General features: G+C 65.2%; 22 protein-coding genes and 1 riboswitch. Of the genes, 11 read left to right on the top strand and 11 right to left on the bottom strand.

Going from position 1 to position 20,588, the window contains the following annotated elements; translation table 11 throughout:
* Nucleotides 1–2: 2 nt before the first annotated feature.
* Together K6301_RS03350 and K6301_RS03345 are read right to left on the bottom strand one after the other, a co-directional pair.
* Complete coding sequence (locus K6301_RS03350) at nt 3–488, bottom strand: copper chaperone PCu(A)C (protein WP_247219302.1); 486 nt, start codon at nt 486–488, stop codon at nt 3–5.
* A 141-nt stretch (nt 489–629) separates the two neighbouring features.
* A complete protein-coding gene (locus K6301_RS03345) occupies nt 630–1,013 on the bottom strand; it encodes a hypothetical protein (protein ID WP_247219301.1) in 384 nt (127 codons plus the stop codon).
* A 237-nt stretch (nt 1,014–1,250) separates the two neighbouring features.
* On the opposite strand from K6301_RS03345, the gene K6301_RS03340 reads away from it, so the two are divergent.
* Nucleotides 1,251–1,910 (top strand): glutathione S-transferase family protein, encoded by a 660-nt coding sequence (locus K6301_RS03340; protein ID WP_247219299.1) that lies wholly within the window; start codon nt 1,251–1,253, stop codon nt 1,908–1,910.
* Here the strand turns inward: K6301_RS03340 and K6301_RS03335 are convergent.
* The gene (locus K6301_RS03335; RefSeq protein ID WP_134651722.1) at nt 1,870–2,811 is read right to left on the bottom strand and encodes a LysR substrate-binding domain-containing protein; all 942 of its coding nucleotides are present in this window, start codon (nt 2,809–2,811) and stop codon (nt 1,870–1,872) included. The genes K6301_RS03340 and K6301_RS03335 overlap by 41 nt on opposite strands.
* 103 nt (nt 2,812–2,914) lie before the next feature.
* On the opposite strand from K6301_RS03335, the gene K6301_RS03330 reads away from it, so the two are divergent.
* The gene (locus tag K6301_RS03330; RefSeq protein ID WP_247219297.1) at nt 2,915–3,109 is read left to right on the top strand and encodes a hypothetical protein; all 195 of its coding nucleotides are present in this window, start codon (nt 2,915–2,917) and stop codon (nt 3,107–3,109) included.
* A 65-nt stretch (nt 3,110–3,174) separates the two neighbouring features.
* Here the strand turns inward: K6301_RS03330 and K6301_RS03325 are convergent, their stop codons facing one another.
* Entirely contained in the window at nt 3,175–3,570 is a 396-nt protein-coding gene (locus K6301_RS03325; RefSeq protein WP_247219295.1) for a VOC family protein, read from the bottom strand.
* Nucleotides 3,571–3,668: 98 nt separating this feature from the next.
* Complete coding sequence (locus K6301_RS03320; RefSeq protein ID WP_247219293.1) at nt 3,669–4,031, bottom strand: DUF4406 domain-containing protein; 363 nt, start codon at nt 4,029–4,031, stop codon at nt 3,669–3,671.
* Nucleotides 4,032–4,129: 98 nt separating this feature from the next.
* Between K6301_RS03320 and K6301_RS03315 the strand changes: the two genes are divergently transcribed.
* Nucleotides 4,130–4,885 carry a DeoR/GlpR family DNA-binding transcription regulator gene (locus tag K6301_RS03315; RefSeq protein WP_247219290.1) on the top strand — a complete coding sequence of 252 codons (756 nt, stop codon included), beginning with the start codon at nt 4,130–4,132 and terminating at the stop codon, nt 4,883–4,885.
* Here K6301_RS03315 and K6301_RS03310 read toward each other — a convergent pair whose 3' ends face one another.
* Nucleotides 4,886–5,893 carry an asparaginase gene (locus K6301_RS03310; protein WP_247219288.1) on the bottom strand — a complete coding sequence of 336 codons (1,008 nt, stop codon included), beginning with the start codon at nt 5,891–5,893 and terminating at the stop codon, nt 4,886–4,888.
* 84 nt (nt 5,894–5,977) lie between these two features.
* On the opposite strand from K6301_RS03310, the gene K6301_RS03305 reads away from it, so the two are divergent.
* Nucleotides 5,978–6,715, top strand: coding sequence for a DUF3750 domain-containing protein (locus K6301_RS03305; RefSeq protein ID WP_247219286.1), 738 nt, complete (start codon nt 5,978–5,980; stop codon nt 6,713–6,715).
* A gap of 149 nt (nt 6,716–6,864) precedes the next feature.
* Entirely contained in the window at nt 6,865–7,839 is a 975-nt protein-coding gene (locus K6301_RS03300; RefSeq protein ID WP_247219285.1) for a sensor domain-containing diguanylate cyclase, read from the top strand.
* A 3-nt stretch (nt 7,840–7,842) separates the two neighbouring features.
* On the opposite strand, the gene K6301_RS03295 is transcribed toward K6301_RS03300, so the two are convergent.
* The 5 genes from K6301_RS03295 to K6301_RS03275 form a co-directional block, all read right to left on the bottom strand.
* Entirely contained in the window at nt 7,843–8,841 is a 999-nt protein-coding gene (locus tag K6301_RS03295) for an NAD(P)H-quinone oxidoreductase (protein ID WP_247219283.1), read from the bottom strand.
* A 124-nt stretch (nt 8,842–8,965) separates the two neighbouring features.
* Nucleotides 8,966–10,780 (bottom strand): bifunctional diguanylate cyclase/phosphodiesterase, encoded by a 1,815-nt coding sequence (locus K6301_RS03290; protein ID WP_247219281.1) that lies wholly within the window; start codon nt 10,778–10,780, stop codon nt 8,966–8,968.
* Between the two features lie 122 nt (nt 10,781–10,902).
* Complete coding sequence (locus K6301_RS03285; protein ID WP_247219279.1) at nt 10,903–11,340, bottom strand: EamA family transporter; 438 nt, start codon at nt 11,338–11,340, stop codon at nt 10,903–10,905.
* Nucleotides 11,337–11,726: a fluoride efflux transporter CrcB gene (gene crcB / locus K6301_RS03280; RefSeq protein WP_247219277.1), complete on the bottom strand. Its 390-nt coding sequence runs from the start codon at nt 11,724–11,726 to the stop codon at nt 11,337–11,339. Before crcB ends, K6301_RS03285 begins: the two co-directional genes overlap by 4 nt.
* Nucleotides 11,727–11,827: 101 nt before the next feature.
* Nucleotides 11,828–11,891: riboswitch (Fluoride riboswitch) on the bottom strand.
* A gap of 80 nt (nt 11,892–11,971) precedes the next feature.
* Complete coding sequence (locus K6301_RS03275; RefSeq protein WP_134651746.1) at nt 11,972–12,520, bottom strand: HdeD family acid-resistance protein; 549 nt, start codon at nt 12,518–12,520, stop codon at nt 11,972–11,974.
* A 149-nt stretch (nt 12,521–12,669) separates the two neighbouring features.
* On the opposite strand from K6301_RS03275, the gene betI reads away from it, so the two are divergent.
* The 6 genes from betI to K6301_RS03245 all read left to right on the top strand — a co-directional run bounded on the left by betI (nt 12,670) and on the right by K6301_RS03245 (nt 20,545).
* Entirely contained in the window at nt 12,670–13,263 is a 594-nt protein-coding gene (gene betI / locus K6301_RS03270) for a transcriptional regulator BetI (protein ID WP_247219275.1), read from the top strand.
* Between the two features lie 52 nt (nt 13,264–13,315).
* Nucleotides 13,316–14,842: a choline-sulfatase gene (gene betC / locus K6301_RS03265; RefSeq protein WP_281505877.1), complete on the top strand. Its 1,527-nt coding sequence runs from the start codon at nt 13,316–13,318 to the stop codon at nt 14,840–14,842.
* Nucleotide 14,843: 1 nt separating this feature from the next.
* Entirely contained in the window at nt 14,844–16,307 is a 1,464-nt protein-coding gene (gene betB / locus K6301_RS03260) for a betaine-aldehyde dehydrogenase (RefSeq protein WP_247219272.1), read from the top strand.
* Between the two features lie 153 nt (nt 16,308–16,460).
* Nucleotides 16,461–18,113, top strand: coding sequence for a choline dehydrogenase (gene betA / locus K6301_RS03255; protein WP_247219270.1), 1,653 nt, complete (start codon nt 16,461–16,463; stop codon nt 18,111–18,113).
* 84 nt (nt 18,114–18,197) lie between these two features.
* The gene (locus K6301_RS03250; protein ID WP_247219268.1) at nt 18,198–19,559 is read left to right on the top strand and encodes a chloride channel protein; all 1,362 of its coding nucleotides are present in this window, start codon (nt 18,198–18,200) and stop codon (nt 19,557–19,559) included.
* 233 nt (nt 19,560–19,792) lie between these two features.
* Nucleotides 19,793–20,545: a phosphoadenylyl-sulfate reductase gene (locus K6301_RS03245; protein ID WP_247219266.1), complete on the top strand. Its 753-nt coding sequence runs from the start codon at nt 19,793–19,795 to the stop codon at nt 20,543–20,545.
* Nucleotides 20,546–20,588: the final 43 nt, after the last annotated feature.

Here is a 20,588-nt window from a genome sequence, read left to right as displayed (position 1 = left end):
GCTCAGCCGCCGTGATTATGCCCCTCGCCCGCACCCGAACCGGGCTTGGCGGCCTCCACCTTGAAGTCGACGTCGACCGCGCCGGCCTTCTCGAAATTCAGCGTCGCCTTGAAGCTCTCGCCCTCCTTGAAGGGGCGCTTGATGCTCATGAACATCACATGCAGGCCGCCGGACTTCAGCGCGACGGTGGCGCCGGCGGGGATCTCGATGCCATCGGTCAGCTGGCGCATCTTCATCACGTCGTTCTCGACGGCCATTTCATGCAGCTGCACGTCATCCGACACCTCGGGCGCGGTGATGGAGACGAGGCGGTCGGCCTCGCTGCCATTGTTGGTGACGGTCAGGAAGCCGCCGCCGACAGGCTGGCCGGGCAGCGTGGCCTTGGATGCCGGGTGATGGATTTCCAGGTTGCCGAGCTTGTAATCATGGGCGAAGGCGACGCCTGCCGAAAGGGCGAGGGCGGCGACGGTTGCGAGGATGCGTTTCATGAGCGTGTCCTTTGTCAGTTCAGGATCGGAATGGGGGCCCGCAACGGCGGCCATGGCCGGCAGTCGATACCGTGCGGGTAGAATGGCCCTGTCAGGCCGGTTGCGACGCGCGACGGCGAAGGCCGGCACGCGGGCGGAGCATCAGGCGGACAGGAAAGGTGGTGCGCGGGGCGGCGCGCCGGGGCGATCACGCCTGGAATGCAGCGCCTCGGCCACGAGGGGACGAGCGGCGGTGACGCGATAGGCCAGCGCCACGCCGGCAAGATCGGACGGCTCGGGCATCAGCATGGCGCCGCCGATGCGGCAGGCCTCGCATTTGACGGGGCCGGCATGCTTCGCCTTGCCGTCCACGATGTTGCCGATGCACAGATCGGCCATGCTGCCATCGGGCAGGACATAGTCGGCAAGTTCGAGGACGCTGGGCTTTCCGGCCGTCGCCGGCTGATGGGCGAAGCCGACGAACAGCAGGGCAACTGCGCAGAGAATGCGCAGGCAGACAGCAAAGCGTGTCATGCGTCCCGTCATCGTTCGTCTCCATCCGCGACGGCGGATCCTTCGGCCTTAACCCCGTGCCAGGGCAAGGTCAATGCGACAAAGCGGGCAGCCATCACCACAATTCATGGATCGATCAGGCCCGCACGCTACTCCGGCACCCGCCCCTCGCCTATGGTGCGGCAGGATCGATATCGCCGCATCATCGTTCCAGACGGCGGCGAAGGGAACGCCTCGTTCTCGCGCAAACCAACGTTACCAGGAGGGCCCATGCTGACCATCTACGGCGTCTACCGCTCGCGCGCCTCGCGCAACTACTGGCTCGCCGGCGAACTCGGCCTGCCCTTCGTCTCCGTCCCCGTCATGCAGGCGCGGCGTGTCGCAGAGCCCTATGCGGCGGATGCGCCGCTCAACACCAAGTCGCCGGACTTCCTTTCCGTCAATCCGACCGGCCTCATTCCGTGCATCGACGACGGCGGTTTCGTCATGACGGAATCGCTCGCCATCAATCTCTATCTCGCTCGCAAGCATGGCGGCCCGCTCTCCGGCCAGACCGTGACCGAAGAGGCCGAGATGCTGCAATGGACGATGTGGGCGGCGACGGAAGTGGAGCCGCATGCGGTGAAGATCGTGCTGGCCTTCGATACCGGCATTCAGGACAGCGAGGAAGGCCGCAGCGTGATCGCCAAGGCCTCGGAAGCGCTGGCGCGCGGCTTCAAGAGGCTCGATCAGCATCTTGCCGCGACGGGCCACGTCGTCGGCGACCGCTTCACCGTGGCGGACCTCAACCTTGCGGAGGTCTTCCGCTATGCGATGGGCCAGCCGGCGCTGTTCGACGCCGCACCGAATGTGAAGGCATGGCTCGCGCGCTGCCAGGCGCGGCCGGCCTTCAAGGCGATGATGGAGACGCGGAGCGGCGAGCTGGAATGACGGCGCCGGAAAAGCCGTCCGCGTCCTCCGCCATGGCGGCACGCAGCCATTGCTTGAAGACGGTGACCTTGCGCGGCTCCGGCACGCCCGGGGCGGTCACGAAATAGTAGCCCATGCCGGTTTCCACCCGGATGGGGAACGGCGCGACCAGCCGCCCCTCGCGCAGCGCCCAGGAGGCGAGGACGGGAAAGGCGAGCAGCACCCCCTGCCCCGCCATGGCGGCATCGAGGCAGAGCGACGCATCGGAAAAGACATGCCGCGCCCGGGGCGGCGGCACGTCGAGGCCCGCGGCCTCCAGCCAGCGCTCCCAGGTGAAGGCCTCGTTGCCATCGACGACGGCCGGTTGCTTTGAAAGGTCCTTCGGCGTCCTGATCTTCTCCGCCAGCGCCGGCGCGCAGACGGGAAACAGCACCTGCGGCAGGAAATACTCCGTCTTCACATCCGGCCAGCCGCCCGGCCCGACGCGAATGCACAGGTCGACATCGGAACGGGCGAGATCCACCAGCATGGTCGTCGCCTCGATGCGCAGGCTGATATCGGGATGAAGGGCGGCGAAGCGGTCGATCCGGTGGATGAGCCAGCGGGAGGCGAAGATCGGCGCGACGGAAATGGTCAGGATCGCATCGTCGCTGCGCCGCGTGGTGGCGACCGCTTCGGACAACTGGCGAAAGCCCGCCGACAACGTGGCCAGAAACGGTCCGCCAAACGCCGTCTCGCGCAGCCCGCGCGCGGTGCGGTCGAAGATCGGGCGGCCCAGCTGTTCCTCTGCCCTGATGACCTGCTGGCTGACGGCGCCGACGGTGACGCCAAGCTCATCGGCTGCCGCCTGAAGCGAGCCGAGCCGCCCCACCGCTTCAAGCGCCCGCAGGCCGTTCAGATGCACCTGGTTGAGGTTCTTCATATAGATTTTCTATAATCTTGTCCCGAACTACTCGATTGCAGCTTTGGCGTTGCGGCGCGATTATCAGCCATCATCAATGGTAACGCATCGCGAGGAGAAGGCAATGTTCAAGATTTTCTCCAGGCTGGCGGATATGTTCAGGCCCGATGCCGACGGGTCGGACACGCCTGTCTGGGCGCGCGACCCGCTGTCCCATCCCGATATCAGCGCGATGGACGGCCGCGCCTTGGGCGACCTGCCCTTCGGCCTGTTTCGGCCGCGCGACAAGGCGGACGGCTTCGACAGACGCCCGGCCTGATAAGCGAATATGAAAAGGCCTGCGTCGTTTCCGGCGCAGGCCTTTTTGCTGTCAACTATGCGGACTCAGCCGCCGGTCTGGTCCATGTACATGATTTCCCAGACATTGCCGCTGATATCCTGGAAGGAGCAGCCGTACATCGAACCGAACTCCATGTTGGGCTTCCATTCGCGGCCGCCGGCGGCGAGCGCCTTGGCCTTGAGATCATCGACCTCCTGCCGGCTGGAGGCCGAAAGGCAGGTCAGGACCTGCGTCTGCTTTTCAGGGTCGCCGACCTTGCCAGTCACGAACTGCGCGAACTTCTCCTCCGTCAGGTGCATGACGTAGATGTTCTCGTCGACGACCATGCAGATGGCCGTGTCGTCGCTGTACTGTTCGTTGAAGGAAAAGCCGAGCGCGCCGAAGAAACGGCGCGTGGCGGCCAGGTCCTTGACGGGCAGGTTGACGAAGATCATGCGCATGGATGTCCTCCTTGTTGGTTGCGCGGCGGGGCGCGATCACCCCGTCATGCCACAAGGACGTGACGGCGGGCCCATTCCCGACATGCGGCTGCATTAATTTATGCGGCAGCGCAGCCCGGCACGTCCTCCAGCCGGTACCAGACCGGGATGCCGCGCTCCTGCGCGATGCGCACATCGTTATCCGCCCCCTTCGAGGCGCCTGGCAAGCGCAGAACACCTTCGCACAGTTCAAGCAGTCGATGGGCCACGGGATAGAATATCTCGTCGTGCAACGCATCACCGATCGTTTCGCCGCCTGCCGCATGCCAGACGGGCAGCGCCACCCATTCGCCGATCATCGGCACATGCCCCGCCTTGAACAGCGCATAGGACGGCGCCTCCAGTCGCTCCAGGTTCTCCGCCATTTTTTGCGGGTCGTCTCCCGTGCCCGAGCGATAGGGGCCCGCGATCAGGATCAGCATGTCGTACTCCTTACAATAATGCATGAAATATCCGGAAATTTCTGGATATTTCATGAATATTCGTGTAATTTCATGCAGAGTCAAGACGGAGCGTGAACATGCTGACAAGCCAGCGAAGGGCCATGATCGTCGAGAGGCTGAACCGAGACGGCGAGATCATCGCCAAGACGCTTGCCACGGAGTTGGACCTCTCGGAGGACACGATCAGGCGGGACCTGCGGGACATGGCGGCGGAAGGCCTGCTGAAGCGGGTGCATGGCGGAGCGCTGCCACTCTCGCCGCCGCTGCCGGATTTTGCGGCCCGCCAATCGCTTTCGACAGACGAGAAGGCCGCGCTCGGCGCCCGGGCGGCCGCGATGATCGAACCGGGACAGGTGATCTTTCTCGATGGCGGCACGACGACCGCGGCACTCGCCCGCGCCCTGCCCCGCAGTTTCGCCTTCACGGTGGTCACGCACAGCCCGACCATCGCCTGCGAGCTCGAACGCCACCCGAGCGCGGATGTCGTGCTCGTCGGCGGCCGGCTCTACAAACATTCGATGGTGGCAATGGGGGCACAGGCGCTCGAGACCATTCGCGGCCTGAAGGCGGATCTCTATTTCATGGGCGTCACCGCAGCCCATCCGAGCCACGGCCTCACCACCGGCGATATGGAGGAAGCCGCGACGAAGCGCAGCGTCGCGGAAAACGCGGCCGCGACCTTCGTGCTGCTGACCCGGGAAAAACTCGGCCTCGCCTCGCCGTGGAAGATCATGCCGCTCGCTGCGGCCAGCGGCCTCATCGTGCCGGCCGGTCTGTCTTCTGACGTGCTGACGCCCTATCGCGATATAGGCGTCGAGGTCATCGAGGCCTGATCAGGCGACCAGCGCGTCCGTCACGCGGATGTCGCCGACATGGATGCGGTTCCAGTTCGACATGGAGCGATTGGCCTGCGCCATCAGCGCGGCGTGGATATCGGGCTCTTCGGTGAAGAAGCGGGCGAGCGTGGCGGCGACCATGCTTTCGGCGGCGCGCGTCGTGCCGTCCTCGCATTTCAGCGCAATCGCGATGCCCTGTTCGGGAATGGCGGCGCAGAACACGCCCTCGGCGCCCGTCTTGGCGAAGATGCGGCCGGGCGCGGTTTCCATGAGGCGCGTGCAGGCGCGGCCCGTGCCGGCGACGAAGAAGGGTTCGGCCATGCAGGCCTCGATCAGCCGGCGCGAGGCCCTGGCGCGTTCGGGCGCGAGGCCCGTGCCCGTCGCCATCTTCGCGAAGCCATGCGCGAGGCTCTTCAGCGGCACGGCATAGGTGGGGATGGAGCAGCCATCGACGCCGCAGTTGTCGACCGCGAGTGCGGCCCCCGTCAGGCTTTCCATGACGCCGCGGATCTCGGCCTGCACCGGATGTTCGTAGCGCACATAGCCTTCGAGGTCCTTGCCGGTGTGGCAGGCGGCGCAGACGAAGCCGGCATGTTTGCCCGAGCAGTTGTTGTGCAGGGCGCTCGGGCGATCGAGCAGGCGCGCCTGGTTGATCAGCACGGGCTGCTCGAAGGACCAGTGCGCACCGCATTCCAGCACGCTTTCATCCACGCCGGCCGCCGCCAGCATCGTGCCGGCAAGGCGCGCATGGGCGGCCTCGCCGTTATGCGAGGAGCAGGCGAGCGCCAGTTCCTGGTTGCCGAAGGCATGGGCATCGGCCGCACCGCTCTCGATGAGCGGCAGCGCCTGCATGGCCTTGCAGGCCGAACGCGGGAAGACACCGGCCTCGACATCGCCCTGCGAAAACACCACCTTGCCATCGCCGTCGACCACGACGACCATGCCGCGATGGCGGCTTTCGACAAGATTGCCGCGCGTGACTTCGACAAGGACGGGGTTTGCCATGATGATGCCCTCAAATTTCCGGTTTCCGGTGCGGTATTATCCGAAAACACGGTTGCGCACACGCGATTTTCGGAGATGCCCCGCATGAAACTTCTGAGGAACGTCCTGGTCCTGTTCCTGGTCATCTATCTCATGCCGGCGCTCGCCTCGGCAGGCTACTGGTACATCAAGGACCGGCCGCACAGCTGGCGCGAGGCCAACTGGAAATCCGCCGGCATCCTGCCCGCCGCGAAGGACACGCCGCAGGCGACGATCCACATCTTCTCCGCTGCCACGGGCGGCATGAAGGGTGCGGTCGCCAGCCACGCCTGGATCGTCACCAAGGAGGCGAACGCGGCCGGCTACAACCGCTACGACAAGGTCGGCTGGGGCACGCCGGTGCGCAAGAACGGCTATGCGCCCGATGCCTACTGGTATTCCAACACGCCGCGCGTCGTGGTGTCCGTCAGCGGCGACGAGGCCGCGCGGCTGATCCCCAAGATCGAGAAGGCCATCGCCGACTATCCCTATGCGACGCCGGGCGCCTATCGCATCTGGCCGGGGCCGAACTCCAACACCTTCGTCGCGCATGTGCTGCGCTCCGTGCCGGAACTCGGCGTGGTGCTGCCGCCGGACGCCGTGGGCCGCGACTACCTGCCCGAGGGGAAGTTGTTCGCGCTCGACGCCGACGGCAGGGACGTTCACGCCACGCTCTACGGCCTGTTCGGGGTTTCCGCCGGCCTGCGCAGCGGCCTGGAACTGCACATCATGGGCCTCGTCGCGGGCGTCGACCTGATGCGCCCGGCCATCAAGATCCCCGCCATCGGCCGCATCGGCATCTGAGCGGTTTCCGTGCCGGAATGGGCCAGAAGAGGTTCAAGTTAATAGCGTATTAACGACAAATGCGCGGCGCAATCACGACATTGCTCGCTTCCGGTGCAAAGCGCCGCTATCGTCGCCGGCGGGTGGCGATTCTGTCGCTGGAGGAAAAGATGAGCGAAAACAGCCGGCAAGGATGGATCGAGCATGGCGAGATGCCGCTGGAGACGATACTTCCGCCGTCCCTGCTGCGTGACAGCACGACGACGGGCCTGATCCTCTCCGGGCTGGAGGCCTCCGGCGTCGCCTTCGCACTGTTTTCGCCGGATGACGAACTGTCCTACGGCTCGACCGCCTTCAAGCTGCTGTTCGACGTGCAGCCCGAGGCGCGCACCTTCGCCGACATCATGCGCCACTGTCATCTGGAGCGGGTCGGTCCGAAAATGGAGGCCCCGATCGAGGATTTTCTGGCCATGGCCCGGCTGAAGCGGCGCAGTTGCCCGCAACGTGTCTTCGAGATCGAGACCAGCGACGAGCGCTGGCTTCAGGCGGACGAGACGCTGCTTCCGGGCGGCTGGCTGTGGCATGTCTTCACGGATATCACGCTGCTGAAATCGCACGAGCAGGTGCTGCAGCGCGCGCATGAGGCGGCGCGGCATGCGGCGGATACGGACCCGCTGACGGGCCTCTTCAACCGCCGCGCGGCGATGGAGCGGCTGGATGCCGCCATGCAGCACGCCTTCCACAATTGCACGGCGCTGTCGCTCGCGCTCATCGATCTCGATCATTTCAAGTCGATCAACGACCGCTACGGCCATGCGCGCGGCGACGACGTGCTGCGCCATTTCGCGGCCACCGGCCGGCAGCACCTGCGCGGCGGCGACATTCTCGCCCGCGTGGGCGGCGAGGAATTCCTGGTGCTGATGCCCGACACGAGCCTCGGCGAGGCGACGGCCGCAATGGAGCGGCTGCGCCGCCACCTGCCGCGCGAGGAGCCGCAGCCCGGCCTCGACTGCACCTATACGATGTCGGCGGGCGTCGCCGAATATTGCGGCAACGCGGCCGACGACCTGTTCGAGCGCGCCGACCGGGCGCTCTACCGCGCCAAGCATCTGGGCCGCGACCGCATCGAGCGGGCACAATCGTAACCGTCAGAAGGTCAGCACGATCTTGCCGATGTGATCGCCCTCTTCCATCATCCGGTGCGCGTCCCCAACCTTGTCGAACGGCATGACGGCATGGATGACCGGGGCGACGCGCCCGGCCTCCAGAAGCGGCCAGGCCGTGGCCAGGAGCGCATCGCGGATCTCCTGCTTTTCCGCCGCCGTGCGCGGCCGCATGGCCGAGCCGGTGACATGCAGGCGGCGCGTCATGATGGGCACGAGGTTGACCTTTTCGGCCACGGCGCCGCCCAGGAACGCGATCATCGACAGGCGACCGTCGCGGGCGAGCGACTTCAGGTTCCGCTCGAAATAGGCGGCACCGATCATGTCGAGAACGACGTCGACGCCGGCGTTGCCCGTCTCCTGCGCGATAACCGCGACGAAATCCTCTTCGCGATAGTTGATGGCGCGGCTTGCGCCGAGGCCAACACAGGCCTCGCATTTTTCGGCAGATCCGGCCGTCGCGAAGACGCGCGCGCCAAGCGCGGATGCGAGCTGGATCGCCGTCGTGCCGATGCCGCTGGAGCCGCCGTGGATGAGCACGCTCTCGCCTTCCTTCAGCCCGGCCATCATGAAGAGGTTTGCCCAGACGGTGAAGAAGGTCTCCGGCAGCGCCGCGGCCTTGACCGCATCGTAGCCTTTCGGGAACGGCAGGGCCTGGCCGGCGGGCACCGCGCAATATTGCGCGTAGCCGCCGCCATTGGCGAGCGCGCAGACCATGTCACCCGGCGCGTAACCCGTCACGTCCTTGCCGACCGCCACGACCTCGCCGGCGATCTCCAGGCCGAGGATGGGGCTTGCATCCGGCGGCGGCGGGTATTCGCCCTTGCGCTGGAGCACGTCCGGCCGGTTGATGCCGGCCGCCGCGACGCGCACGAGGATTTCGCCGTCCTTGGGCTGCGGCACCGGGCCTTCCGTCACGGTCATGGCCTCCGGCCCGCCGAAGCCATTCAGGCCGACATGGAGCATGGAACTTGGATGGGGCATGGAAACCTCCCGGTCGTTTTCGCTGTCTTCCTTGTTGCAGCGATTCTAGCCGAAAGCGTGAATCCTTTGAATCGCTTGGCCCGGTTTGCGCATGTTTTCGCAGAGCTTCAGTAAAGCCCTGACCTCAAGGCCCGGCCAGGGGCTCGCCATGGGCGGATGTCGACGCCAGCACGAGCCCCGCGGCGCTCGCCTTGGCATCGGCTTTCAGCATGGCGATCCGGCTGCTGATCTGCCCGGCATCGCTGATGATCTCGCCTTCAGGCACGACGAGCACGACGGCCGAGCAGCGCATGAGCGGAAACCGCGCCGCCTGGCCCGCGCGGTCATGGCCGCGGATTTCGCCGGCGAGCTGGTCTTCCGGCGAATAGCACAGGCGCACCTCGCGGCTGAAATCGGCAAGCAGGCGCTCCAGGATGATGCGCACGTCCGCGACGGGCCGGCCGGAAACGCCGGCGAAGAAATCGTCGCCGCCGACATGGCCGATGAAGGCATCGTCGCCGACGAATTCACGGCGCAGCAGCGAGGCGAAGAGGGAGAGCGCCGTATCGCCCTTGTGGAAGCCGTAGTGATCGTTGAACGGCTTGAAATTGTCGAAGTCGAAGTAGCACAGGCAGCGCAGCTGGTCGCCGTCGAGCGCCTTGTCCTGAAGGTAATCGCGGATCGAGCGATTGCCCGGCAACCCGGTCAGCGGGTTCTGGTCTTCCGCCGTCTTCAGGCGCTTCTCGTTGATGATCTTGATGAGCGACGATGCCGAGAGGATGCCGGCATAGCGCATGCGCTCTGTCAGGATGACGCATTCGTTGCCGCCCATGCCGGTGAACACGTCGAGCAGCTGTTCGGCCGGCGTGTCGAGATCGGCAATCGGCGCCGTCGTGACGAAGTGCGAGAGGCCCTTCTGGTAGAGCTTGTTCTTCAGGAGATCGCGGCCGAAGGGATGATAGCTCAGCTCCTTGACATGATATTCGTGCACGATGCCGCGCGGCTCGTCATTGGCGTTCAGCACGGGGAAGAAGGTGCGCTTTGGATCGCGCCGGAAAAACTCGAAGACGGCTTCCAGGCTTTCATTCTCGCGCAGCACCGCGACATGCTCGATCTCGCGGCGGATGAGGATGCTGTCGAGCGTGCGGGAGTTGCGGCGGATGCCGCCGGCGCGGTCGACCTGCGGATAGACCGGGCTCAGCGCCGAAAAGTCGGTCACCGGCCGCGAGATGAACCAGCCCTGCACGAGATCGCAGCCGGCGTCGCGGCAGGCGATGAACTCCGCCTCGGTCTCCACGCCTTCCGCGATGACGCGGGTGCCCAGCACATGGGCGGCATTGACGGTGTGGCGCACGAGATGGCGCTTGCGCGCATCGGCTTCCATGCCGGAAATGAAATGCCGGTCGATCTTGAGATAATCCACCGGGTGATCGCACAGCAGTTTCAGGCCGTTATGGCCCACGCCGAAATCGTCGATGGCGAGCTTGAAGCCGGCAAGGCGCAGCTTGCGCACGAGATCGGCGAAGTCCGGCAGGGTATCGTTGTCGAAGCGTTCGGAGATTTCAAAGCAGATCGACGACGCCGGAATGCCGGCGCGCTGCAGATGGCCGGCCAGGCGATCGACAAGGACGGATCCCTCCGACACGAGGCGGGAATCGAGATTGACGAACAGCGTACGGGCGCGGAAATCCGGCAGTGCGGCGAAGGCGGCGATCGCCCGGCTGTTGACCATGTGCTCCAGCGCCATGAGCTGGCCGGCCTCGTGCGCCCGGTCGATGAGATCGAGCGGCGACTGGAAGCCGAGGCGATCGAAGCCGCGCATCAGGGATTCGTAGCCGAAGACCGAGCCGGTCGCGGCCTCGACGATCGGCTGGAATGCCGTTTCGATCACCAGCTTGGCGAGGGTGACGATCTCACCATCGCCAAAGCGACGAAGGGCTAGCAGTTCGGCGGCGGACATGGTGGGCTCCGGGGCTTTGACACTGCACCGAAGTCTCTCGCCCGATCCCTGAAAAAACCGTTTCCATAGTGTGACAGTTCGATGAAACTTCAACGACTACAAAGGGTTGAAAAAGAAAAACGTCATATGGGAAAAGCCAGCAGCAACGCGCCACCGCCAATCATCACCACCGCGATCCAGTGGGCGGTCGAAAGCTGCTCGCCGAGGAAGAGAACGGCGAAGACGGCGACGAGCACGACGGAGAGCTTGTCGACGGGCGCGACCTGCGCGGCCTTGCCGATCTGCAACGCGCGGAAATAGCAAAGCCAGGATGCGCCGGTCGCCAAACCCGAGAGAACGAGGAAGATCCAGCTCTTCACCGGCACCGTGCCGGGCGCCTGCCAGTTGCCGGCAAGCGTCAGCATCATCGCGATGGCCAGCAGGATGACGACGGTGCGCACGAAGGTGGCGAAGTCCGAATTGACCTCCGATATGCCGATCTTGGCGAAGATCGCCGTCAGTGCCGCAAACACCGCCGAACCGAGCGCCCAGACCTGCCACGACGCCAGCATCGCCTTCACAATGCACCTCCTGCGAGCATGAGGCGCGCCAGCGCAAGGCCGGCGGCGACGGCGAGCAGCGAAAAAATGACCGATGCGCCGACATAAAGTGCTGCCAGACCCGCCTCCCCGCGCTGCCAGAGCAGGGCCGCATCGAGCGAAAAGGCGGAGAAGGTGGTGAAGCCGCCGAGAATGCCCGTGGTCAGGAACAGCCGCGCCTCCTGCGGCAGGTTCACACGCAAGGCGAAGGCACCGGCGATCAGGCCCATGAGCAGGCAGCCGAGCACGTTGATGACGAGCGTGCCGGCGGGAAAGGCCGTGCCGACCAGCCGCGCGGCCAGCACATTCACCCCATGCCGGCCCGCGCCGCCAAGCCCCGCGCCGAGAAAGACGATCAGATAGTTCATGCGTGCTGCCTCATGGTCCGCTGTTTCGACATCCGGACAACAAAAAACCGCCCTCGGGCGGTCGCAAGACATGCGCCCGCCCATGACGGCCATCGTCGGCCGGTCCGGCAGGCGCTATCAGCCGATCGTCGGCGGTTGTCGGGGAACGCCATCCCCATCCCACGCCGGAATTTCTAGGCTTTGCGTCCCGGCGTGTCAAACGCCGCCCGCCGCGCCATTCCGGACGGCGGGCGGTCGTCGGGTGCCTACTTGCGCAGCGCGAGGCCGAAGGCGATGAGCGCCCAGCCCTGCATGGCGAGATCGAAGGCGAGGAACAGGCCGAGCAGCCAGAGGCTGTTGACCGGCCAGCCGAGGAAGAACACGATGCCGGCCAGCGCCGTGACGATACCGCCGGCCAGCAGCCAGCCCCAGCCGCTTTCCGGCCGCACGCGAAATGCCGCGAAGATGCGGAAGAGGCCCGCCACCAGCAGCGCCGCCGCCATCAGCAGCGTCAGCACCGCCGATGTCAGGATGGGATTGACGAAGGCGAGCACGCCGGCGGCGAGATAGAGCAGCGCACTGAGCGCCCAGGCGATCGTCTCGCGCCATGCCTTCACCTGGAACGCATGGGCCAGATGCACCGCGCCGCCGACGATCATCAGCATGCCGACATAATAGACGGAGGCGACGGTGGCGATGAAGAGATTGGCCGCGGCGATGCCGCCGAAGACGAGCAGGACGACGCCGAGGGCGACGAACCAGCCCCATTTCGCGCGCACTTCGGAGAGGGGGTTCATTCCAGGGGAGAGGACCATGATGCACCTCGAAGAATGGATGAGAACGCCCGACCCTAGCACGAAAAACGATCACGTCACGACATCTGATTGCGGTGCGAACGGCTCTAACTTTTTTATTGATTGATCGATCAATTAAAAATATTCTTGATGAACGTCAGGAGACCGCAATGCCCAAGATCGGAATGGAGCCGTTACGCCGCAAGGCGCTGGTGGACGCCACGTTGCGGGCGGTCGGCGACCATGGCTCGCTCACCGTCAGCATGTCGGAGATCGCCCGTCATGCCGGCGTGTCGCCGGCGCTTGCGCATCACTATTTCGGCTCCAAGGAACAGCTGGTCATCGAGACGATCCGCAGCCTGCTGCGCACGCTGCGCGAGGACGCCGTGGCAGGGCTTCGGCAGGCCGCGACGCCGCGCGACAGGATTTCGGCCGTCATCCGCGTCAATTTCCAGGCGCACCAGTTCGCGCCCGAGACGGTTGCGGCGTGGCTTGCCTTCTACACCGAGGCGCAACGGTCGGAAGAGTTGCGGCGCCTCCTCGTCGTCTATGCGCGGCGGCTGAATTCCAACCTGCTGTCCAGCCTGAAGCGGCTGTGCGCCCCACAGGAAGCCGCCGCCATCGCCGACGGCGCGGCGGCGATGATCGACGGGCTCTACCTCCGGCAGGGCCTTGGCTCCGCGCCCGTCAGCATCGAATCCTCCATCGCGCTGACGGAGAGTTATGTGGACGCGCAGCTTCGGGCTTGCGAGGCGGCGCGATGAAAGTATCCGGACAGACCCCACACACCGACACCGCCATTCCAAGGATTCACCCGTGACCGCCAAACCGAATATCCTGATCATCATGGTCGATCAGCTCAACGGGACGCTGTTTCCGGATGGTCCGGCGGACTGGCTGCATGCGCCGCACATGAAGGCGCTTGCCGCGCGTTCCGCGCGGTTCCGTAACAACTACACCTCCTCGCCGCTCTGCGCCCCTGCCCGCGCCTCCTTCATGGCCGGCCAGCTGCCGAGCCGCACGCAGGTCTATGACAATGCGGCCGAATACATCTCCTCCATCCCGACCTTCGCGCATCACCTGCGCCGCGCCGGCTATTACACGGCGCTGTCGGGCAAGATGCATTTCGTGGGGCCGGACCAGCTGCACGGTTTCGAGGAGCGTCTGACGACGGACATCTATCCCGCCGATTTCGGCTGGACGCCGGACTACCGCAAGCCGGGCGAGCGCATCGACTGGTGGTATCACAATATGGGTTCGGTGACGGGCGCGGGCGTGGCCGAGATCACCAACCAGATGGAATATGACGACGAGGTCGCCTTCCTCGCCAACCAGAAGCTCTACCAGCTCTCGCGCGAAAACGACGACGAGGCGCGGCGTCCCTGGTGCCTGACCGTCTCCTTCACCCATCCGCACGATCCCTATGTGGCGCGCAAGAAATTCTGGGACCTCTACGAGGATTGCGAGCACCTGCTGCCCGACGTCGGCATGCTGGACGAACAGGACCCGCATTCCGCCCGCATCCTGCATTCCTGCGACTATGCCAAGTTCGCCATCACCGGCGAGCATGTGCGCCGTTCGCGCCAGGCCTATTTCGCCAACATCTCCTATCTCGACGAGAAGGTGGGCGAACTCGTCGATACGCTGACGCGCACGCGCATGCTGGACCGCACCCTGATCCTGTTCTGCTCGGACCATGGCGACATGCTGGGCGAGCGCGGCCTGTGGTTCAAGATGAACTTCTTCGAGGGCTCCGCGCGCGTGCCGCTGATGATATCGGGTCCCGGCGTGGCGCCCGGCCTGCATCTTGCCCCCTCCTCGAATCTCGACGTGACGCCGACGCTCTGCGACCTCGCCGGCATTTCCATGGACGCGGTGATGCCGTGGACGGACGGCGAGAGCCTGCTGCCCGTCATCAACGGCGCGGAGCGCACGACGCCCGTGCTGATGGAATATGCCGCCGAAGCCTCCTATGCGCCCATCGTCGGCATCCGCGAGGGCAAGTGGAAGTACATTCACTGCGAACTCGATCCCGAACAGCTCTACGATCTGGACGCCGATCCGCACGAACTCAACAACCTCGCGATATCGGAGGACAGCGTCGTCAAGGCGACGCTCGATGCCTTCCGGCAGATGCGCGAGGCACGCTGGGACATGGCCGCCTTCGATGCTGCCGTGCGCGAAAGCCAGGCGCGGCGCTGGGTGGTCTACGAGGCGCTGCGCAACGGCAGCTATTATCCCTGGGATCACCAGCCGCTGCAAAAGGCATCCGAGCGCTACATGCGCAACCACATGAACCTCGACAATCTCGAGGAATCCAAACGCTACCCGCGGGGAGAATGAGATGAGAGCCCAACCAAAAGCATCGCACTTCATCGATGGCGAGTACATTGAGGATGCCGCCGGCACGCCGTTCGACAGCATCTACCCCGCCACCGGCGAGGTGATCGCGAAGCTGCATGCCGCAACGCCGGCGATTGTGGAGAAGGCCATCGCATCCGCCAAGCGGGCGCAGAAGGAATGGGCGGCGATGAGCCCGACGGCGCGCGGCCGCGTCCTCAAGCGCGCCGCCGAGATCATGCGGGAACGCAACCGCGAGCTTTCCGAACTGGAAACGCTCGACACCGGCAAGCCGATCCAGGAAACCATCATCGCCGATCCGACCTCCGGGGCGGACGCCTTCGAATTCTTCGGCGGCATCGCGGCGGCGGGCCTGAACGGGGATTACATCCCGCTCGGCCAGGATTTCGCCTTCACCAAGCGCGTGCCGCTCGGCGTGTGCGTGGGCATCGGTGCCTGGAACTATCCCCAGCAGATCGCCTGCTGGAAGGGTGCGCCCGCACTCGTCTGCGGCAATGGCATGGTCTTCAAGCCCTCGGAAAACACCCCGCTCGGTGCGCTGAAGATCGCGGAAATCCTCATCGAGGCCGGCCTGCCGAAGGGTCTCTACAACGTCATCCAGGGCGACCGCTCGACGGGGCCGCTGCTCGTCAACCACCCTGATGTCGCCAAGGTCTCGCTGACCGGCTCCGTGCCGACGGGCAAAAAGGTTGCCGGCGCGGCCGCCTCCGACCTCAAGCATGTGACGATGGAGCTCGGCGGCAAGTCGCCGCTCATCGTCTTCGACGATGCCGACCTCGAAAGCGCCATCGGCGGCGCAATGCTCGGCAACTTCTATTCCACCGGCCAGGTCTGCTCGAACGGCACGCGCGTCTTCGTGCAGAAGGGCATCAAGGACAGGTTCCTCTCCCGCCTGAAAGAACGTACGGAAAAGATCGTCATCGGCGATCCCCTGGACGAGGCAACCCAGCTCGGCCCGATGGTCTCGAAGGCGCAGCGCGACAAGGTTCTGGACTATATCGAAAAGGGCAAGGCCGAGGGCGCGACGCTCATCACCGGCGGCGGCATTCCGAACGATGTTTCGGCCGAAGGCACCTATATTCAGCCGACCGTCTTCGCCGACGTCACCGACGACATGACAATCGCGCGCGAGGAAATCTTCGGGCCGGTCATGTGCGTGCTCGATTTCGATCATGAAGACGAGGTGATCGAACGCGGCAATGCCACGGAATTCGGCCTGTCCGGCGGCGTCTTCACGTCCGACATCACCCGCGCCCACCGCGTCGTCGACCAGTTGGAAGCCGGCACGCTGTGGATCAACACCTACAACCTCGCCCCGGTGGAAATCCCCTTCGGCGGCTCCAAACAATCCGGCTTCGGCCGCGAGAACTCGCTCGCCGCGCTGGAACACTATTCGGAGCTGAAGACGGTCTACGTGTCGATGGGCAAGGTAGAGGCGCCGTATTGAGATAGCAGATCCCCCCTCATGCGCCCTTCGGGCACCTTCTCCCATGGAGAGAGGGGACGAAAGCGGCGCAACAATACCTTCTCCCCATGGGGAGAAGGTGGCGGTAGCCGGATGAGGGGGCCTGCCGAACGCAAGAATTCTAGGGGCTCAACCATGCAGAACGCAGACTATATCATCATCGGGTCCGGCTCGGCCGGTTCGGCCATTGCCTACCGGCTTTCGGAAGACGGCAAGCATACAGTCATGGTGCTGGAATATGGCGGCTCGGATATCGGGCCGTTCATCCAGATGCCGGCGGCGCTGGCGTGGCCGATGAGCATGAAGCGCTACAACTGGGGTTATCTCTCCGAGCCCGAGCCGAACCTGAACAACCGACGCATCACCGCGCCGCGCGGCAAGGTGATGGGCGGCTCGTCCTCCATCAACGGCCTCGTCTATGTGCGCGGCCATGCGGAGGACTTCAACCGCTGGGAAGAGCTCGGCGCGCAGGGCTGGGCCTATGCGGACGTGCTGCCCTACTACAAGCGCCTGGAGACCTCCCATGGCGGCGAGGCCGGCTGGCGCGGCACCGACGGGCCGCTGCACGTGCAGCGCGGCCCCATGACGAACCCGCTGTTCCATGCCTTCATCCAGGCGGGCCAGCAGGCCGGCTTCGAGATGACCGAGGATTACAACGGCTCCAAGCAGGAAGGCTTCGGCCTGATGGAGCAGACCATCCACAACGGCCGGCGCTGGTCTGCGGCCAATGCCTATCTGCGGCCCGCCATGAAGCGGCCGAACGTGTCGCTGGTCCGATGCTTCGCGCGCAAGATCGTCATCGAGAACGGCCGGGCCGTGGGCGTCGAGATCGAGCGCAACGGCGTCGTCGAGGTGGTGCGGGCCAACAGGGAGGTCATCGTCTCGGCCTCCTCCTTCAACTCGCCCAAGCTGCTCATGCTGTCCGGCATCGGCCCGGCGCAGCACCTGAAGGACATGGGGATCGAGGTGAAGGTCGACCGCCCGGGCGTCGGCGCCAATCTGCAGGACCATATGGAGTTCTATTTCCAGCAGATTTCCACCAAGCCGGTCTCGCTCTATTCCTGGCTGCCGTGGTTCTGGCAGGGCGTGGCGGGCGCACAGTGGCTGCTGTCCAAGGGCGGGCTCGGCGCCTCCAACCAGTTCGAGGCCTGCGCCTTCCTGCGTTCCACGCCGGGGCTGAAGCAGCCGGACATCCAGTATCACTTCCTGCCTGTCGCCATCTCCTACGACGGCAAGGCGGCGGCCAAGAGCCACGGCTTCCAGGTGCATGTCGGCTACAACCTGTCGAAATCGCGCGGCAACGTGACGCTCAGGTCCGCCGACCCGATGGCCGATCCCGTCATCCGGTTCAACTACATGAGCCACGAGGAAGACTGGATCAAGTTCCGCCACTGCGTGCGCCTGACGCGCGAGATCTTTGGCCAGAAGGCCTTCGACGAGTTCCGCGGCCCGGAGATCCAGCCGGGCGCGGCCGTCGAGACCGACGAGCAGATCGACGCCTTCCTGCGCGAACATCTGGAAAGCGCCTACCATCCCTGCGGCACCTGCCGCATGGGCGCGGCCGACGATCCGATGGCGGTGGTCGACCCGCAGACCCGCGTCATCGGCGTCGATGGCCTGCGCGTCGCCGACTCGTCGATCTTCCCGCATGTGACCTACGGCAACCTCAACGCGCCCTCAATCATGACCGGCGAGAAGGCCGCCGACCACATCCTCGGCCGCCAACCGCTTGCCCGCTCCAACCAGGAGCCCTGGGTCAATCCCCGCGCGGCCGTGAGCGATCGGTAAAGCCCGCCTCGTTGGCAGGCTGGATGCGGGAAAATTCGTTCCCGCGTCTTGTCGCCTGCGTGACGAACGTGACAGTGTGCCGCCATGTCGCGATATTACAGCAAGTCGAAACTCCTGCGCCGCGGCCGCGCGATGTGGGGGTCCTATCAGGTCTGGCGCATGCGCCTCGTGTTCTGGCTGGGCGCGCTGGCCATCGGAGCCGTCAGCGTCGGATTTGCACGGCTTGCCGATCTCGCGCAACATCTGTTCAGCACCGCGCGCACGGCCGGGGAATGGACCTTCCTGCTGCCGCTCGTCATCACGCCGCTCGGCTTCGTGTTTTGCGCCTGGCTGGCCATGCAGTTCTTTCCGAACGCGCAGGGCAGCGGCATTCCGCAGGCGATCGCCGCGCGGCATCTGCATGATCGCGAAGACCGCGCGCGGCTGCTCAATCTCAAACTCGCCGTCGGCAAGATCGTGCTGACCATCACCGGCCTCCTGTCGGGCGCTTCCATCGGGCGCGAGGGCCCGACCGTCCAAGTCGGCGCCTCGATCATGCTGCAGGCGGCGCGGTGGGGCGGCGTCGAGCAGGCCCGGGGCCTGATCCTCGCCGGTTCGGCGGCCGGAATTGCTGCAGCGTTCAACACGCCGCTGGCCGGTATCGTCTTCGCGATCGAGGAAATGAGCCGCAGCTACGAATCGCGCACCAATGGCGCGGTGTTGACCGCGGTGATCCTTGCCGGCATCGCCGCACTCGGCCTCAACGGCAACTATACCTATTTCGGTGGCGCGCCCTCCACCACCCTGCACGCCTCCGACTGGTGGATGGTCGTGATCTGCGGCATCGGCGGAGGCCTGATCGGGGCGATCTTCAGCACGGCAGCGCTACGCGGGGCGCGGCGCATCAAGCGCTGGGCGCAGCCTGATGTCCGCCGCCGCATGCTGATGCTGGCCGGCGCAAGCGGGCTTGCCATCGCGCTGCTCGGCATCCTGTCTTCCGGTGCGACCTTCGGCACGGGCTACGAGCAGGCACGCGCAGCCGTGGAAGGCACGGCCCCCTCGCCCTTCTTCTTTCTTGAGAAGCTCGCCGCCACCTTCATTTCCATGATGTCGGGTATTCCAGGCGGCATTTTCGCTCCCTCGCTCTCCGTCGGCGCCGGTTTCGGCAGTACCGTTGCGACCTTGCTGGGCGCGAGCATTTCGCTGGGGGCGCTTGTCGGCATGGCGGGCTATTTCGCCGGCGTGGTACAGGCGCCGATGACGGCTTTCGTCATCATCCTGGAGATGTCGGATAGCCGGGAAAGCGTCATCGCACTGATGGCGGCCTCCATGCTCGGTTATATCGCGGCACGGTTCATCTCATCCGAGCCGCTGTACCACGGCCTGTCGCGCGCCTTCATTGCCGACTCGATCCGCGCGAGCCGGGCACACCAGCGGGCCGACGCCGAGCGGCCAGCCGCACCGTGACAGCCTCTTGCTCACTGCAACCCGAATATAGTCTCGTGCAACCATAATTTTCTACTATTTATGTAGAATATAAAGAAACAAGCGTCTTTCGAGGCCGTGCGGCAGTATTTCTTCTCTTCTTGGCGAATGGAGAGATATTTGCTCCCGCGCCGACTTTTGAGAAATCTGTTTTGCTGTCTCGGCGTCCCTGCTCCTGCGATAATCCGCCAACTCTTCGCAAAGGCATGGACGCAATGACTGCTCTCACCGGAAACGGGACCGCGCGGGCCCTCAATGACAAACTCGCAGGCCTCGACCTTGCCGGGCGCCTCGCATTCGTGGCCGAACTTGGCGGCCGCGCCGTATTCACCACCAGCCTCGGCATCGAGGACCAGGTCATCACGGCGGCCATCGGCACCGAGCGGCTGGACATCGACGTCGTGACGCTGGAGACCGGACGCCTCTTCAAGGAAACCGTCGATCTCATTGACGAGACCGAGGGCCAGTACGGCATCACCATCGCCCGCTACGTTCCCGCGCAGGACGATATCGACGCCTATGCGGCGAAGTACGGCCTCAACGGCTTCTACGAGAGCGTGGAAGCCCGCCACGCCTGTTGCGGCGTGCGCAAGCTGAAGCCGCTTGCGCGTGCGCTCGAAGGGGCATCCTTCTGGATCACCGGCCTGCGCCGCGGCCAGTCCGGCAATCGCGCGGACACGCCCTTCGCCGAATTCGACGCCGATCGCAACCTGATCAAGATCAATCCCCTGGCGGATTGGGACATCGACCGCATCAAGGCCTATGTCGCCGACAACGCCGTGCCGGTGAATCCGATGCACAATCGCGGCTATCCCTCGATCGGCTGCGAGCCCTGTACGCGCGCCATCAAGCCCGGCGAGCCCGAGCGCGCCGGCCGCTGGTGGTGGGAAAACGACGAGAAGCGCGAATGCGGCCTGCACGTCCATGAGGCCGCCGCCTCCACCATCCCGGCCCCGAGCGCCGCCTGACAGACACCCGCCCTCCCAAGGCGCCCCATCCGGAGTTTAGAAT

Source organism: Shinella oryzae, assembly GCF_023038235.1.
Lineage (GTDB): Bacteria > Pseudomonadota > Alphaproteobacteria > Rhizobiales > Rhizobiaceae > Shinella > Shinella sumterensis.
The sequence above is the reverse complement of the archived record's forward strand: the minus strand, read 5'-3'. Positions and strand labels throughout refer to the sequence as shown.

Excerpts from the sequence above, each read along its gene's own strand:
- betA (WP_247219270.1), top strand. The coding sequence starts at position 16,461 with ATGCAGAACGCAGACTATATCATCATCGGGTCCGGCTCGGCCGGTTCG.
- K6301_RS03275 (WP_134651746.1), bottom strand. The coding sequence starts at position 12,520 with ATGGTCCTCTCCCCTGGAATGAACCCCCTCTCCGAAGTGCGCGCGAAA.
- K6301_RS03245 (WP_247219266.1), top strand. The coding sequence starts at position 19,793 with ATGACTGCTCTCACCGGAAACGGGACCGCGCGGGCCCTCAATGACAAA.
- K6301_RS03290 (WP_247219281.1), bottom strand. The coding sequence starts at position 10,780 with ATGTCCGCCGCCGAACTGCTAGCCCTTCGTCGCTTTGGCGATGGTGAG.
- K6301_RS03300 (WP_247219285.1), top strand. The coding sequence starts at position 6,865 with ATGAGCGAAAACAGCCGGCAAGGATGGATCGAGCATGGCGAGATGCCG.
- crcB (WP_247219277.1), bottom strand. The coding sequence starts at position 11,726 with ATGAACTATCTGATCGTCTTTCTCGGCGCGGGGCTTGGCGGCGCGGGC.
- K6301_RS03305 (WP_247219286.1), top strand. The coding sequence starts at position 5,978 with ATGAAACTTCTGAGGAACGTCCTGGTCCTGTTCCTGGTCATCTATCTC.
- K6301_RS03350 (WP_247219302.1), bottom strand. The coding sequence starts at position 488 with ATGAAACGCATCCTCGCAACCGTCGCCGCCCTCGCCCTTTCGGCAGGC.
- K6301_RS03325 (WP_247219295.1), bottom strand. The coding sequence starts at position 3,570 with ATGCGCATGATCTTCGTCAACCTGCCCGTCAAGGACCTGGCCGCCACG.
- K6301_RS03320 (WP_247219293.1), bottom strand. The coding sequence starts at position 4,031 with ATGCTGATCCTGATCGCGGGCCCCTATCGCTCGGGCACGGGAGACGAC.
- K6301_RS03345 (WP_247219301.1), bottom strand. The coding sequence starts at position 1,013 with ATGACGGGACGCATGACACGCTTTGCTGTCTGCCTGCGCATTCTCTGC.
- K6301_RS03295 (WP_247219283.1), bottom strand. The coding sequence starts at position 8,841 with ATGCCCCATCCAAGTTCCATGCTCCATGTCGGCCTGAATGGCTTCGGC.
- K6301_RS03340 (WP_247219299.1), top strand. The coding sequence starts at position 1,251 with ATGCTGACCATCTACGGCGTCTACCGCTCGCGCGCCTCGCGCAACTAC.
- K6301_RS03335 (WP_134651722.1), bottom strand. The coding sequence starts at position 2,811 with ATGAAGAACCTCAACCAGGTGCATCTGAACGGCCTGCGGGCGCTTGAA.
- K6301_RS03330 (WP_247219297.1), top strand. The coding sequence starts at position 2,915 with ATGTTCAAGATTTTCTCCAGGCTGGCGGATATGTTCAGGCCCGATGCC.
- K6301_RS03310 (WP_247219288.1), bottom strand. The coding sequence starts at position 5,893 with ATGGCAAACCCCGTCCTTGTCGAAGTCACGCGCGGCAATCTTGTCGAA.
- K6301_RS03250 (WP_247219268.1), top strand. The coding sequence starts at position 18,198 with ATGTCGCGATATTACAGCAAGTCGAAACTCCTGCGCCGCGGCCGCGCG.
- K6301_RS03315 (WP_247219290.1), top strand. The coding sequence starts at position 4,130 with ATGCTGACAAGCCAGCGAAGGGCCATGATCGTCGAGAGGCTGAACCGA.
- betB (WP_247219272.1), top strand. The coding sequence starts at position 14,844 with ATGAGAGCCCAACCAAAAGCATCGCACTTCATCGATGGCGAGTACATT.
- betI (WP_247219275.1), top strand. The coding sequence starts at position 12,670 with ATGCCCAAGATCGGAATGGAGCCGTTACGCCGCAAGGCGCTGGTGGAC.